This window comes from Marinobacter sp. 1_MG-2023 (genome assembly GCF_030549045.1).
GTDB lineage: Bacteria > Pseudomonadota > Gammaproteobacteria > Pseudomonadales > Oleiphilaceae > Marinobacter.
Window position 1 is genome coordinate 221547 of the sequence record NZ_JAUOST010000003.1, and the last position, 14994, is coordinate 236540.

Here is a 14994-nt window from a genome sequence, read left to right on the forward strand (position 1 = left end):
TGAAATGAGCAAGATCAAAACGCTTGCCGGTGCTGTACTGGCAACCACCCTTACCGCTGGGCTTTCAACCTCCGCCTTGGCGGCCACCGGTGACCCAGTGAAAATCGGGGTTATGCTGCCTTTCAGCGGCATCTACGCACAACTGGGTGAAGCTGGACGCGACGGACTGAAACTGGCACTGAAACAAAACGCCTCTAACCTTCACGGCGCAGACATTGAATTTATTGAACTGGACACCGAAGCCAAACCATCCCGGGCTCCGGAGCTAGCTTCCTCGCTGCTGAACCAGCATGAGGCCGACTTTGTGATTGGCCCAGTTCACTCCGGCGTTGCCATGGGCATGATTAAGATGTTGCGTGGGAAAGACACCGTCATGATCATCCCCAACGCCGGCTCTGCTGCTGCAACTGGCCCGTTGTGTTCTCCCAACGTATTCCGCACCTCATTCTCATCCTGGCAGCCGTCTTACCCCATGGGCAAAGTGGCACTAGATAAAGGCTACAAGAAGGTCTACGCCATCAGCTGGAACTACGGCATGGGTCGCGAGAGCCTGGACGCCTTTGCCGAATCATTCGAAGCAGGTGGCGGTGAGATTGTTGAAAAGGTTCTACTGCCGTTCCCGTCCACCAACTTCCAGTCGCACGTCAGTGATATTGCAGACAAAAATCCGGACGCAGTATTCACCTTCTTCGCTGGTGGTGGCGCCATCAAGTTCGTGAAGGACTACGATGCTATGGGTCTGCGAGGCAAGATTCCGCTGCTGGGATCTGGCTTCCTCACCGAAGGTACCCTCGAAGCACAAGGCGACGCTGCCGAAGGTGTTATGACAGGCCTGCACTACGCCGAACAGCTTGATGTTCCAAAAAACCAGGAGTTTCGCGAAGCCTTCAATACCGAGTACGGCCACTACCCGGACATCTACGCCGTGCAGGGGTATGACGCAGGGCAGGCCATTGCCAACACCATTGATCAGCTCAAGGGCGACATTTCGGACAAACAAGCCGTTATCAGCACTATGGAAAAGCTGACCATCAACAGCCCGCGCGGAGATTTTACCTTCTCCAAAGCACATAACCCGATTCAGAACGTCTACCTGAGGGAAGTAAAGGATGGCGTGAATGTGGTGCAGAGTATCGCCGCAGAAGCGCTGGAAGACCCCGCCCGTGGCTGCAAGCTGTAAGCACGGGCTCTGTCTCCCCCGGCTGACGCCGGGGGCCTATCTGAAGCCTCCTCCCACACCTGAATTGATTTTTCCGTAAAACCGTTGGGTATCACTATGTCTACCGAACTTTTCTTCGTGCAACTTATTAACGGCCTCCAGTATGGGTTGCTTTTATTTCTGATCGCTTCCGGCCTGACTCTGGTGTTTGGCGTGATGGGCATTCTCAACTTGGCCCACGGCTCCATGTATATGGTGGGCGCCTATCTGGTGTGGTATTTCGTTGCGGTAACCGGCAGCTTTACAGTGTCCGCCATTTTATCGGCAGTCATCGCACTCGGCCTGGGCATTCTGATAGAGCGGGTATTGATACAGCGATTGTATAACCGCAACCACCTGGATCAGGTGCTACTGACCATTGGCATGATCTTCGTGTTTAACTCCTTGCAAAGCATTCTCTGGGGCAACGACCCCTATGGGGTTGCCGTTCCCGAGGCGCTGAGTGGCTCTGTGCCATTCACAGACAACTCCAGCTATCCGGTGTATCGCATTTTCGCTGCAATGGTCTGCATCGCCATTGCCACCGCCCTGTACTTCATTGTGAGCAAAACCCGCTTGGGCATGCTGATCAGGGCGGGTGAGTCCAACCGGGAAATGGTTGAAGCGCTGGGCGTCAATATCAAAAGCCTCTACACCATCGTATTCGCCATTGGCGTCATGCTCGCGGCTATTTCAGGCATTATCGCCGCGCCCATGAGTTCAATCGTTCCCGGGATGGGGGAAAGCGTACTGATTACATGTTTCGTGGTGGTCGTCATCGGCGGCATGGGCTCCATCAAAGGCGCCTTCGTGGGAGCGCTGCTGGTCGGCGTCATCAGCACTTTTGCAGCGGTGCTGATGCCCACGATGTCCAACATGATTATCTACATCTTTATGATCCTGGTGCTGCTGGTGAAGCCCCAGGGCCTGTTCGCAAAGTAAGCGGGAGCCGAACATGATTTTCGAAAAACGCACCGAACGTATTTTCTTGGCGGTCTTCTTTGTTATCGCCCTGTGTATTCCTCTGTTCCTGGAAGACAACTCATTCTTCGTGGGGAAAACAACCACCGTAATGATTCTGGCGGTGTTTGTGATGTCATTAGATTTCCTCGTGGGGCGTGTTGGCCTGGTCACTCTGGGACATGCGTTGTTCTACGGCCTGGGCGGCTATTTGTTCGTGATCCTTACGCCTGAGTATGAAGCGGTCAATTTTTGGATTTACGCCATCTATATCATGGGAATAAGCGCTCTGATTGCTCTGGTTGTCGGCATTGTGGTCCTAAGGACCTCCGGCATCTATTTCATCATGATTACCCTGGCAATATCACAAATGGCCTATTACTTCTTCTTCGACTCTTTGGAGTTTGGTGGCAATGACGGCCTATTTATTTTTATGAAGCCAGAGACCAGCATATTTGGCCTGAACTTCCTTAATCTGGATAACCCAACACACTTCTATTACCTGTCGCTGCTGGGTGTCTTGATTACTCTTGTAGCCATTAAGGTCATCCTCCGTTCACGTTTCGGCCGCATTGTGGAGGCCACCCGCCTGAACCCTGAGCGCACCGAAGCACTGGGCTATAACATCTTCGCCTTCCGGCTCATCAGCTACGTCATTGGCAGCACCCTCGCAGCTTACGCCGGCTTGCTCTTTGCATTGCAATACGGATACGTAAACCCGCAATTCATGACCTGGGAGATGTCCGGAACCGCACTGGTGATGTCCATCCTCGGCGGCATGGGCACTATCTACGGCGCCATCCTTGGCACCATCACCTATGAAGGCTTGCAGTATTTCTTCGAACACATGACTGAAGACTGGATGCTGTTCATGGGAGGCGCAATCATCCTGATGGTACTACTACTGCGCAAAGGTCTGGCCGGGTACCTTGAAAAGCTGCTGGAGAAATAATCATGGCTAACGACATCATTCTGGAAACCGAATCTCTCAGCAAACACTGGGGCGGCATCAAGGCGCTCAATGATATCTCGCTGAAGTTTCACGACCGGCAACTGCATGGCGTGGTAGGGCCCAACGGTGCAGGCAAGAGCACGCTTCTGAATATGCTGTGTGGGACTCTGAAGCCAACGAGCGGGTGTATCTTCCATAAGGGGGAGCAGATCGAAGGCATGAAACCTTGGAAATTCGTGCGTCGAGGGATCGGTCGGAGCTTCCAGAAAACCAACATCTACACCGATGTGACTTGTCTAGAGAACTGTGCTGTAGCCGCCCAACGCCGGTTTACCGGCAGTTTCAACCTGTTTGCATCGCGCCACGCCAACAAATTGGTTCGTGACGCAGCGGAGAAAGCACTGTGTCAGGTCGGATTGGATAATCGCATTCACACCGTCGCTGCGGAAATTTCCTACGGGGAACAACGCCAACTCGAACTGGCCATGGTGCTGGCTACGGATCCTTGCATCCTGCTACTGGACGAGCCCATGGCAGGTATGGGCCACGAAGAATCCTTGCGCATTATATCGTTGCTGAACGAGCTCAAGAAAACCTACAGCATTGTGCTGGTTGAGCATGATATGGATGCCATATTCGAGCTATCAGACCAACTGACGGTACTGGATAACGGCACCCACCTCATCACCGGAACCGTCGATGAAGTGCGTAATGACCCCCGAGTAAAAGAAGCTTACCTGGGCAAGGAAGACGAGGAGGAAGCGGCATGAGCAACAGTTTGTTGGAAGTCAAAAGCCTCAACACCCTTTATGGGCGCAGTCATATCCTTCATGACCTATCCTTCCGCCTTGAAAAGGGTCAATCCATGAGCCTTATGGGCCGCAATGGCATGGGCAAAACCACCACACTCAAGTCAATTCTTGGCATCGTACCGCCACGTAGTGGACATGTGTATTTCGACGGGCAGGACATCAGCAACTTGCCAACCTGGAAGCGGATGCGCCGCGATATTGCCTATGTCCCAGAAGGCCGAGGTATGTTTCACAACCTCACAGTGAAGGAGCACCTGCAGATGGCTGCTCGCCCGGACAGTAATGGCAAATCGGCCTGGGACTTCGACCGGGTTATGGCAACCTTTCCGCGCCTTCAGGAAAGGTTGTCAAACCTGGGTACGGAGTTGTCAGGCGGGGAACAACAGATGCTGGCGATCGGCCGGGCGCTGGTTACCAATCCCCGACTGATGATTCTGGACGAGGCCACCGAAGGCTTGGCGCCGTTGATCCGACAAGACATCTGGAATGTGATTGCCACCATTCGGGAATCGGGGATTTCAACGCTGATCGTGGACAAGAATATCAGAGCCCTGAAGAAGCTCTGTGACCGACACGTTGTTGTTGTTAAAGGACAAATTCACTTCGATGGCAGCTCCGAAGAGCTCGACCAAAACCTGGAAAAAGTGGAAACAGCGCTAAGTGTCTAAATGTACCAAAAACGGATAGGGATGTTCATTAACCGGATATTTGACCAAGCAGTAATAACCGATAGTTCACTTGCCAAACAACAAGGAGAAGGCAAATGAACTATCGACACTCAACACTAGCGCTAGCGATTGCATCTGGTCTCAGCGCGGCGCCCACCGTTAACGTTCTCGAACTCGGCGAGTTCAACGACACCCAGTTCAGCATCGGACCGAGAAGTGGAAAACGATGACTTCGTAGAGGGCGGCTCCCGCTATGTAATCAACAATGAGTGGCGGGCAAACGTTACTTACACCACGGTTGAAGTGGATGACAACGCCGGCACAAACACGAAGCGCAGCGCGTCAACTTGATTTACAACATCACAAAGGATCTGGAAGCGGGAATAGAATGGCGCAAAGACAACCTCGCGCTCGGGCCACTTTTGCCAGAGGGCCAGCAAATAGAGGTCATGGCCAAGTACAAATTCTGATCCAGATATTTAGAGTTGGTATCCTTACCAACAGCTCGTAAAACAGGTGCCTATCTTCTAAATGGCTCCTGTTTTCCGCTGCTGCACGGCAGCATCAGTCATTCGAAAACGGTATCGCTCATGGCAGAAAACACACCGAAGCGGCAGGGAATCGGTTCGCTGGAAATCGGATTACATATCCTCAATTACATTTCTGTGGCATCCCGGCCGCCCACCCTAAAGGAACTATCCGGAGCGCTTGACCTCTCTCCCAGTCGTGCTCACAAATATCTGGTTAGTTTGCTGCGGGAGGGCTACATCAATCAAGTCAATAACACTCAGTATACCTTGGGTAACTCCAGTCTGACCCTCGGCATTTCGGCGTTACGGCGTATCAACCCAATCCAGCTGAGTTACGAGGCTGTTGACAAGCTCCAGGAGGAAACAGACAAAACCGTATCCGTCACCGTCTGGAACGGGAACGGACCGCTAATCATCAAGTGGCTGGACTCAAGCCAACCTATCTCCGTCAACGTTCGACTGGGAGCGGAATTGTCACCACTGAACTCAGCCGCTGGAAGGATTTACCTCACACAACTGCCGGCGAAACGACGAAAAGAATTAGTGGACGAATACTACAAGAACTCCAAATCGCTCCCGAAATATCGGGGCAAACCCCTTACAAGGGAAGAACTCCCCCCCCACCTGGAGGCCATTAAACGGGACAACTACTGCGCATTTTTCAGCGATTATCTTCCTGAAATCAATGTCCTGAGCCGCCCGGTGTTTGACATCAACGGGAGCATTATCACAGTCATCACCTTGCTGGGCCTTGAGCGGGACACTGACATCGCCGAGGGATCCGTTCTATTCGAACAGGTCCGGGAATGCTGCGACCGTGTCACACGACAAATTTGTGGGCAACAGCGGGAAAACGATGGCCGGGGCTAACCGGCCATTCGCATCGTTTCGGAGGGCAACTCGCCAAAAGATTTCCGATAGTCCGATGAAAACCTACCCAAGTGACTGAAGCCATAATCCAATGCAATCTGGGTTACGTTACGACACCGCCCTCGCAAAAGGTCTGCCCTCAGGTTCTGTAGCTTCAACTGCTTTATGTAGCACTTCGGCGTGGTTGAATATGCCTTAGAAAAAGCATTGTAGATTGACCGAACACTCATGTTCGACACATCGGATAGCTCTTCAATACCTATATTGCGTTGCACATTCTCTTCAATGTAGCGAATCATTTTTTCTAGTGAAGGAGAACATACCACCGCATTGTCCTGGCACGACCAATTGCTCGGAAAAGCTTTCAGCAACTTTTTGAGTATGATGTCACGATAAGGAGCTCCAACTGCGCTTATGTCTTCATCTTCTGCGTCATCGAACTCTGAAAACACTGCTTCGATGATTTTGACAAGTGGCGGACAGAGTCTGAGATCTATGGGAGCCCGGTTAAAACGAATGCCTTTGTCAGGCAGCCTCCCGAGCGAAACGTCCCGAGCATTAACCAAGGCTTGCTCAGGAACTTTGATTATTAACTTTTCACAATCCTCTGAGTATTCAAGATCAATTTTCTCGTAAGGGTTCACCATAAGACCCTGGCCACTGGAAATTCTCATTTGCTCCCCCGCCTGGCGCCAGACACACTCCCCTTTCGTGACGACCTGCAAGTGGTAGATGGATTCGAGCTCAGGACTCTTTACGCGAACGCGATTTCCATAACTGATTTGAGACAAACCGAACCCGGCAAACTCCCGGAAACTCAGACGAGACTTTTGTTCCTGCTCCTCTAGCATTTCGAGTTTATGGTGACCGATATGCTTATTGACGAATGAAGACACTTCTTCCGGATGCGCCCCATGAAGGATAGTTGCGCCTGCAAGTTGTTGACTAAACATCTCCCGCCTCTTTTACTTATTATTAATCAGTTCACTTTAAAGAAAACGACCTGATCAATCAACAACCAATAAATCGCATTCTTCACTTTGGTGAGCGAGCGTAGTGGTCACCTAGTCCCGAACATTATTTAGGTTTTCCTCGGCAGCAGGCGGAACGCCTCCGTTGATACATGGGGTCTCTGCCGATTGTAGTAGTCCACCCGATAGCCACTGACCTGCATCCAAAAAACTCTGAACAGGCCATGTAATAAGCTCGTAACATGCTTGTAGCACAATCTGGTGTATACCAAAGGAGTGCGACATGCTTGCCATTTTTGACCTCGATGAAACCCTGATTCGGGGGGACAGTTCACAGCTGTTTACTGAGTTTCTCCGCGCAGAAAATATCGATGCCAGTCCCGATTCCGAAGCCAGGGGCAGAGTCTTCATGAAGGCCTATAACAATGGCCACATGGATCTGCAGGATTACATGGAATTCAGCCTGGCCCCGATACGGGGTTGGCAGCGCAATCAGGTGCAGGAGCTTATTGACCGGTTCGTCAACGAGGTAATCCCTCCACGCATACTACCAACAGGCCAGGAGCGGGTGGCCTGGCACAAGGCCCAGGGGCATGATGTGTTAATTATCTCCGCAACGGGAGAGCACCTGGTATCACCCATCGCCCGACACCTCGGCATTGATGACGGTATAGGTGTTCAAGTGGAGTGGCAGAACGACAGTCTCAAAGGCACCATAGGATCCCGGCGCCCTTTCAGAGACGGTAAAGTGTCTGCTCTGGAGGAGTGGATTACAGCCCGACAAGCCAGCCCCGAGAAAGTCTGGTTCTACTCAGATTCCCACAACGATCTTCCCCTTTTAAACGCTGTGGACTATCCCGTAGCAGTGAATCCGGACCCGGTTCTGGAGGACTACGCTCTGCAGCAGGGCTGGCTCGTTTTTATCGATGAAGTGGCGCAGGCATGACCCTTCGCCACCTCAACCTTGCAAGAGCAGAGCTTTGCCTTTCCCGCAAAGAGGCAGATCAAGCCATCATCCCAGCACCACCATCAACAAGCCTGCGAGAATGGTCAACACACCTAAAATTTTGGGCGGGTGCAAGGGTTCCTCAAGAAAATACCACCCCAGCACAACTCCGATAGGAATGCTGACCTGCCTGAACGCCACCACGTAACTGACATCCTCTGCATAGGCCATGGCCCAAACAACCAGCGCGTAGGTGCCCAGAATCAGTATCCCTGCGGCTAAAGTACTGCGCCAGTTCGCTACCAATTGTTTAAGGAGGCGACGTTCGGTTTTCTGAAGACTCAAGCCGATACTGAGCCATACCAATGCTGACCATGCCTGGAGGATCACGAACACCAGGGCCACCTCAGCGTCCAGCGCAGCTCCGTCGAGCAAATTCCGCATTCTTTCCGTCGCAGTATCGTCGACGATTGAATATCCGGCAGTACTCGCAGCCGCCAGGAGAGCAAACAGTGTGGCAAGATTGCGATAGTTGGCCAGACGAAAATCCCGGAGCCGTTGCATTGGCAGGACAATGCAACCAGCCACGATCAGCAGGATACCGACCGCAGCCGCGATGGTGATGGTTTCGGCTGTTCCCAGAAAAAGGGTCCCGACCAGCAGGATAAGCAGAGGCGAAGACCGTGCCAGAGGGTAAACCACCGACAGTTCGCCATGGCGATAGGCCGCCGCTAGAGCGCTGAGGTAGGTAGCCTGAAAAAAGCCGGTCGCAATAACCAACCACCAGATACCCGAGCCCAGTTTCTGCACCAGAGGAAAGTAATACAGCAAAACCGGCAGGGTCAGGAGCGCTCCCCAGAGTGTGCTATACCAGAAGAACGCTCCGCTGGGGCTGACCTTCTTGCCAAACAGGTTCCAGCCGGCGTGTGCCAGAGCGGACACAAGAACGATGACTATAGCCGTGGAAGTCATTAAATTTCAGGCTGCTCGATCATTCCGTGCCCTGTCGCCATGGCCGCGTTGAACGGTCCACCCAGAAACGCAGTAGCCCCTGGATAAGTTTTGCTACCGCGCAGGTAGCTGTAATCAGGATGGCCATTGCTGCGGCCGGGGCAATGTCTCCGGCCTCGTCCATGTTCAGCACCGCTACCGACGCCAACTGGGAGTCATGGCCGTAAAGGAACACAACCGCTGAGACCGTGGTCATCGCATTCACGAACAGATACAACGCGACATCCAGGATCGCGGGCAGGCACAGGGGCAAGGTAACGGTGAACAGTACCCTCCATCGGGACGCATTAAGAGACTCCCCTACCGCCTCGAATTCCTGGTCCAGTTGCTTCAACGCCGTAACCGCTGTGAGATGGGAGACCGCGTAGAAGTGCATGATCGTACACAGCATCAGGATGAACAGAGTGCCATAGATCCCGTTTATCGGGTTGTCCGGATGATTGAAGAAGAAGATGTAGGATAACCCCAGCACCAACCCGGGAACGGCCAAAGGTAGAAGCGACAGGAACTGGAATAGGCCGGTCAGAAAGCGGGGCTGCGGTGTTCGCTCCATCAGCCAGGCGTTGAAAAAGACCAGTATGGTTCCAATCACCATGGTGCCCAGGGCCATCTGCAGGCTGTTGCCGTAGGCCCCCCACCCACCTCCGTCCATGCGGCCGAACTGGTAGTTGTTCAGACTCAAGTCCAGATTGTATGGCCAGAAGGTAACGAACGAGGCATAGATGGCCATGCCGATGATGGCAAAAATGAACACCAGCGTCGGTGTCAGCATCAGCGCCCCGACAGTGTCGCGCTTGCGATCCTGGCCGGGCTTGTAAGGCACTGATCTCGCGGTGAAGCTTGCCGACTGTTTGCGTTGTACATAGCGATCAGCAATGAAGGCCAGCATGGCTGGCAATAGCAACAGCACACTGACCACAGCGCCCATCTCGAATTTCTGCTGTCCGATCACCTGCTTGTAGATATCCGTAGCAAGTACATCAAACTGCCCGCCGATAACCTTGGGTACGCCGAAATCCGTGATCACCAACGTAAAGACAACGAAAGCAGCGCTCACCAGTCCATAGCGGGCTCCGGGCACCGTTACTGTCCAGAAGGTTCGCCAGGGGCCGGCCTTCAATGCAGTAGCGGCTTCGTAATGACGCCCATCGGCATTGTCCATAGCCGTCAACAGAATCATCAGGGCGTGGGGAAATGTCCAGAAACAGGAGCCCATAATGATGCCAATGGGGCCATAGATCTCAGCCCCAAAGAGCCAGTCTTTTAGCACGCCCTGATTACCAAACAGGTATACCAGGCTGATTGCGGGCAACAGCGATGGCGCCAGAATCGGTAACACCAACACACCCCGAATCCACCCGGTGAATGGCAAGCGTGTGCGGGTCAATGCCCAGGCCGCCATAAAGGCCAGGAAGACCACAACCAGGGTACTGAGCCCAGCCACCCACAAGGAATTGAAAAACGCGGATTCGATACCACCGGAACTCAGGTAGTGGGCAAAGTTTTCCAGCCCGACAAACTCACCGGCCCTGTTCTCGACACTCTTTGAAAGCAGGGTGTACAGGGGGGCAAGTACAAGCAGTGTCAGAATGGCACAACCGGTTACCAGTAACAGAGAGAACACCCAGCGGCCGGCAAACTTCCGGCGTAACTCAACCAGGGCGGGCCAGTTGCGTGTCGCCGGTGTCGAAAGTACTTGAGAATCAATCATGGAATGCTTACCAGGGTCATACTCAGGCATTCGGAACTCCGCAGCTCTCAGGCTGCGAAACAATGCAGGGCGTCGGAAGGCAGGTTGAGGCAGATACCACCGCCAACGCACAGCCCAAGACGACGCGCGGAACGTGGGTCCACATCCACAACCAGATCCAGTTCAACGTCGTTCAGGCGAATATGAGTACGGATGAACGCTCCCAGATAATCCAGTGCCCGGACCTCTCCCTCCCACTCTCCGTCACCGCAGGGCAACAGGTGAACATCCTCCGGCCGGATAGCCAGCCGAACCGCGCCTTCAGCGGAAGGCAACGGCCGGACCAGTTCCAGCTCACGATTCCCGACCTTCACCCGCTGTCCATTTAATGGCGAGCTGTCAATGAAATTCATCGCGCCAATAAAGGATGCAACGAACGCTGACGCCGGTTGCTGATAGATCTCCAGCGGGGTTCCTACCTGCTCGATAACGCCGTTGTTCATGACCACAACACGGTCAGCCATTGCCAGCGCCTCTTCCTGATCGTGGGTCACCATGATCGTAGTGACACCCAGCTGCTTTTGAAGGTTACGAATCTCACTACGCAGATGATGGCGCACTTTGGCGTCCAGTGCCGACAAGGGCTCATCAAGCAGCAACAACCCCGGCGAAGGCGCCAGTGCCCGCGCCAATGCAACACGTTGCTGCTGGCCACCGGACAACTGAGCCGGGTACTTCCGGGCATGGTCTTCAAGCCCAACCAGGTTCAGCAGTTCGTCCACCCGACTCCGGACCCTGGCCTTTGGCATGCCGATGCTGCGCAGGCCATAGGCTATGTTGTCGGCGACCGTCATATTCGGGAACAACGCGTAAGACTGAAACACAATGCCGAAATCACGATCTCTGGGCGGTTTCAGGGAAATGTCCGTGTCACCTTGATGGAGTAGCCCCCCACTCTGGCACTCAAGCCCCGCAATGATGCGAAGCAGGGTGGTCTTTCCACACCCTGATGGCCCAAGAAAACACACCAGTTCGCCTGGCTCGATGGTGAGATCGATGTTTTTCAGTGCACAAAAATCACCGAAGAACTTGTCGACTCCCTGAATTTCGAGACGACTCCCCTGGGCTTTCTGGCTCATGTTACCCCCTGCTTTTGAATCATCCGGCCAGGTGCCCGAAACCGGGCACCGCCTCGACTTATCCGGCCCAATGCCGGTCCGTCAACTCACTTCGCTTCAGATTTACCGTCGTAACGACGCGCCCACTCGGACAAAATGGCCTCGCGGTTACTGGCCGCCCAACCAAAGTCGTTGTCGATGATCAGCTCACCTGCATTTTCCGGAAAATGCTCGACCGGCTGCGCTACGCCTGCCATGCCCACAATGGCATAGCCCTCGTTATACATTTCCATGGCCTGACGGGTGATGGACCAATCTACAAGCGTTTGCGCGGCTTCCATTTTGTCCGTGCCATCCACAATCGCCGTCGCTTCTACTTCCCAACCCAGGCCTTCTTTCGGGAAAACCAGTTCCAGAGGAGCACCTTGTTCCTTCAGGCGGGCACCACGGAAGGCAAATGAAACCCCAATGGTGGTTTCACCAGAGGCCGCCATCTTGCAAGGCTTGGAACCTGAGTGCGTATAGCGGCTGATGTTCTCGTGAAGCCCATCCATGAACGTCCAGCCTTTGTCTTCTCCCATCAACTGGAGCCAGGCAGAGACATCCAGAAAGCCGGTACCAGATGAGTTAGGGTTCGGCATAACCACGTGCCCCTGATACACCGGCTTAGCCAGATCCTGCCAGCTGGCAGGCATTGGCAGATTATTTTTCTCTGCTTCAATGGTGTTCACACAGATCGCAGCCATCCACGCATCCATGCCTACCCAGGACGGTGTCTCATCGCTGTCACGGAACTTCGGAGACAATTCCTCAAGCCCTTTCGGTGCGTATGGAACCAGCATTCCCTCATTCTTCAGCAGTAACAGGCTTGTGCCTGCCAACCCCCAGACCACATCTGCCCGCGAATTCTGCTTTTCCGCCAGCAAGCGAGCAGTAACAACACCCGTAGAGTCGCGAACCCAGTTAATCTTGATGTCCGGATGGTCCTCATTGAAGCGCTCGGCGTACTTCGCAAGATCCTCTGCTTCAACCGCGGTGTATACGGTCAGTTCAGTCTGTGCATTAGCGTTGACGGCTATAGCCAACGTGGTCAGGGCAAGGGCTTTCTTAAGGTGTTTCACGTAACTCTCCTTTTGCAGGCTCAGGTTAAAGCGCACTTTACTGGTCTATACCAGTTTCTATGTCCTCAACCACCATAGGTCTATTTGATTGCAAAGACGTGACAGCAATATGACGTATCCATGGACATTGCTTACGGACACTCACCCGCTTGCAAACGACAACCAATGTCGACGAGCACGTTCGGTAGATCTGCTATGGAGTCGATCACATAGTGAGCCCCAGACGTCGCCATAACACGATGCCCACGAGCCACGACGTCTGCTCTATCAGTGTCTTTGAGGGAAGACAGCTGCTCCTCACTGAGGCCTACCGCATTCCCTGACGCCACCACCGCCACCGTCCACATGCCTGCGTTCAAGCCCTCCTCGATGCCCGTAGCGGTGTCATCAACCTTTACGCAGCCCTGCACGGCACGAACACCCAGTTCAATCGCATTCTTCATGCTCATATGAGGGGCGGGCCTGCCCTGAGGCACCTCAGTAGCGACAACAACACTCTCCGGCTCGAAGCCCTGGGCAACCAACTCTGGCAGAATTACATTCACCATTTCGCGGCTATAACCTGTATTCACACCAAGCTTGATGCCCCGATCCCGCAACCAATCCTGAAGTTCAATAGCCCCTGGAATCAGCTGGGAGCGCTCGGCAATGGCTGCCGTCTGAAGCGGCAGGAAGGCGCCGTAAAGTCGATCGATATCAGCCGTGTCCGGCGTCTTTCCGAAAACACTGCTCCACTGTGTACGTATTCGGGGCATCGCCAGAAGGCGACAAATATGTTCTCGCTTTTCTGTGCCCATAGGCTCACGGGCTTCCGCTTCAGACAGATCGATACCTTCAGCTTCAAACAGTTTCAGAAACGCCTGGATAGGCGCCAGTGAGCCAAAGTCCACGCAGGTGCCAGCCAGATCCATAATCACCGCCTGAAGCGGCCCGGTATAACGACGGGTGTAGGTATACATAAAACTCTCCTTTCGGGGTTCAGACGGTTTCGAGGTTGTCAGGAGCGGCAACTGGGGCCGGAACAGGTACCTGAAGGCCAAGTTCACGGCAGGCCTCAGCGATGGCAGTCACGACCGCATCCATCTGTTCATCATGGAGTTGGCCAATACAGCCCACCCGAAAACTGTCAGCAACGGTGAGTTTGCCGGGGTAGATGAGAAACCCACGGGCCTTGATCGCGTCGTAAAAGCGACGAAATTCAAATTCCGGACTGTTCGGAGCTAAAAAGGTAGTTATGATTGGAGACAACCACTCATCCGCGAGCAAAGTCTCAAAACCGAGTTCACGGAGGCCGGCAACCAGGCGGTCCCGATTGCGGCTGTAGCGATCCAGGCGACCGGTCACGCCGCCTTCGGCTTCATGTTCACGCATGGCCTGGAGAAAGGCTGCGACCACATGGGTGGGCGGGGTGTAACGCCACTGGCCGGTTTTTTCCATGTACCGCCACTGATCATGAAGGTCGAGAGACAAGCTATGGCACTGGCCGGCTGAAGCCGACAAGAGTTCCCGTTCGACAATCGCGAAACCAAAACCCGGCACACCCTCAAAGCATTTGTTGGCAGAGGACACCAAAGCTGCGCAGGGCAGCTCTGCGACATTCACTGGCAACGCCCCAAAGGCACTCATGCTGTCGATGATCAGCCGTTTTCCTGCCTGGCGACATACCTCGGCGATTTCCTGGATCGGATTGAGGATGCCGGAGCTGGTTTCACAGTGAACGACCACCACCTGCTCAACTTCAGGGTTCTCTTTTAACGCAACTGCAACCTCGTCACCGCGAGGCGGATGGTAATCGCCCTTATCAATGGCTATGTATGGGCGCCCCAGCATGTCGAGAATTTTGCCGATCCGTTTTCCGTAGGCACCGTTCATCAGCACTAGTGTTGTACTGGCTGGCGGAATCACTGTTCCGAGTGTGGCCTCCACAGCAAAGGTTCCACTGCCCTGCATAGGCACGCAGACATGGCTGGTGCTGCCACCAGATACGTCAAGCAGCCGCTCACAAATTTCGGCTGTTACACCATTGAAGTCGCCATCCCAGGACCCCCAATCATGCAACATGGCCTGTTTAACTGTGAGACTGGTGGTCAATGGACCAGGAGTGAGTAGATAGGGCTCTTTTGGGGTCATGCGGCTCTCCTTTGAGA

General features: G+C 53.8%; 16 protein-coding genes. 9 read left to right on the top strand and 7 right to left on the bottom strand.

Going from position 1 to position 14994, the window contains the following annotated elements; genetic code table 11:
• Positions 1 to 4 precede the first annotated feature (4 nt).
• The 8 genes from Q4606_RS10495 to Q4606_RS10530 all read left to right on the top strand — a co-directional run bounded on the left by Q4606_RS10495 (position 5) and on the right by Q4606_RS10530 (position 5990).
• Positions 5 to 1180: an ABC transporter substrate-binding protein gene (locus tag Q4606_RS10495; RefSeq protein WP_303597018.1), complete on the top strand. Its 1176-nt coding sequence runs from the start codon at positions 5 to 7 to the stop codon at positions 1178 to 1180.
• A 96-nt stretch (positions 1181 to 1276) separates the two neighbouring features.
• A complete protein-coding gene (locus Q4606_RS10500) occupies positions 1277 to 2140 on the top strand; it encodes a branched-chain amino acid ABC transporter permease (RefSeq protein WP_303597017.1) in 864 nt (287 codons plus the stop codon).
• 13 nt (positions 2141 to 2153) lie between these two features.
• Positions 2154 to 3110, top strand: a complete 957-nt coding sequence (locus Q4606_RS10505; protein ID WP_303597016.1) for a branched-chain amino acid ABC transporter permease — start codon at positions 2154 to 2156, stop codon at positions 3108 to 3110.
• A 2-nt stretch (positions 3111 to 3112) separates the two neighbouring features.
• Positions 3113 to 3880, top strand: coding sequence for an ABC transporter ATP-binding protein (locus tag Q4606_RS10510; RefSeq protein WP_303597015.1), 768 nt, complete (start codon positions 3113 to 3115; stop codon positions 3878 to 3880).
• Positions 3877 to 4590: an ABC transporter ATP-binding protein gene (locus tag Q4606_RS10515; RefSeq protein ID WP_303597014.1), complete on the top strand. Its 714-nt coding sequence runs from the start codon at positions 3877 to 3879 to the stop codon at positions 4588 to 4590. The genes Q4606_RS10510 and Q4606_RS10515 overlap by 4 nt, the downstream gene beginning before the upstream one ends.
• 95 nt (positions 4591 to 4685) lie before the next feature.
• On the top strand, positions 4686 to 4820 hold the full coding sequence (locus Q4606_RS10520; protein WP_303597013.1) for a hypothetical protein: 135 nt from the start codon (positions 4686 to 4688) through the stop codon (positions 4818 to 4820).
• A complete protein-coding gene (locus Q4606_RS10525) occupies positions 4807 to 4941 on the top strand; it encodes a hypothetical protein (RefSeq protein ID WP_303597012.1) in 135 nt (44 codons plus the stop codon). Before Q4606_RS10520 ends, Q4606_RS10525 begins: the two co-directional genes overlap by 14 nt.
• A 239-nt stretch (positions 4942 to 5180) precedes the next feature.
• Positions 5181 to 5990, top strand: coding sequence for an IclR family transcriptional regulator (locus Q4606_RS10530; protein WP_303597011.1), 810 nt, complete (start codon positions 5181 to 5183; stop codon positions 5988 to 5990).
• Here the strand turns inward: Q4606_RS10530 and Q4606_RS10535 are convergent.
• Positions 5987 to 6943 carry an AraC family transcriptional regulator gene (locus Q4606_RS10535; protein ID WP_303597010.1) on the bottom strand — a complete coding sequence of 319 codons (957 nt, stop codon included), beginning with the start codon at positions 6941 to 6943 and terminating at the stop codon, positions 5987 to 5989. The genes Q4606_RS10530 and Q4606_RS10535 overlap by 4 nt on opposite strands.
• A 301-nt stretch (positions 6944 to 7244) precedes the next feature.
• Between Q4606_RS10535 and Q4606_RS10540 the strand changes: the two genes are divergently transcribed.
• Complete coding sequence (locus Q4606_RS10540) at positions 7245 to 7907, top strand: HAD family phosphatase (RefSeq protein ID WP_303607480.1); 663 nt, start codon at positions 7245 to 7247, stop codon at positions 7905 to 7907.
• 66 nt (positions 7908 to 7973) lie between these two features.
• On the opposite strand, the gene Q4606_RS10545 is transcribed toward Q4606_RS10540, so the two are convergent.
• From Q4606_RS10545 to Q4606_RS10570, 6 genes are all read right to left on the bottom strand, one after another.
• Positions 7974 to 8879, bottom strand: coding sequence for an EamA family transporter (locus Q4606_RS10545; protein ID WP_303607481.1), 906 nt, complete (start codon positions 8877 to 8879; stop codon positions 7974 to 7976).
• Positions 8880 to 8898: 19 nt separating this feature from the next.
• Positions 8899 to 10659 (bottom strand): putative 2-aminoethylphosphonate ABC transporter permease subunit, encoded by a 1761-nt coding sequence (locus Q4606_RS10550; RefSeq protein WP_303607482.1) that lies wholly within the window; start codon positions 10657 to 10659, stop codon positions 8899 to 8901.
• A gap of 17 nt (positions 10660 to 10676) precedes the next feature.
• Positions 10677 to 11747 (bottom strand): putative 2-aminoethylphosphonate ABC transporter ATP-binding protein, encoded by a 1071-nt coding sequence (locus Q4606_RS10555; protein ID WP_303607483.1) that lies wholly within the window; start codon positions 11745 to 11747, stop codon positions 10677 to 10679.
• An 86-nt stretch (positions 11748 to 11833) separates the two neighbouring features.
• Positions 11834 to 12847: a putative 2-aminoethylphosphonate ABC transporter substrate-binding protein gene (locus Q4606_RS10560; RefSeq protein WP_303607484.1), complete on the bottom strand. Its 1014-nt coding sequence runs from the start codon at positions 12845 to 12847 to the stop codon at positions 11834 to 11836.
• 131 nt (positions 12848 to 12978) lie between these two features.
• Complete coding sequence (phnX, locus tag Q4606_RS10565; protein ID WP_303607485.1) at positions 12979 to 13806, bottom strand: phosphonoacetaldehyde hydrolase; 828 nt, start codon at positions 13804 to 13806, stop codon at positions 12979 to 12981.
• A gap of 19 nt (positions 13807 to 13825) precedes the next feature.
• A complete protein-coding gene (locus Q4606_RS10570; RefSeq protein WP_303607486.1) occupies positions 13826 to 14977 on the bottom strand; it encodes a 2-aminoethylphosphonate--pyruvate transaminase in 1152 nt (383 codons plus the stop codon).
• Positions 14978 to 14994: the final 17 nt, after the last annotated feature.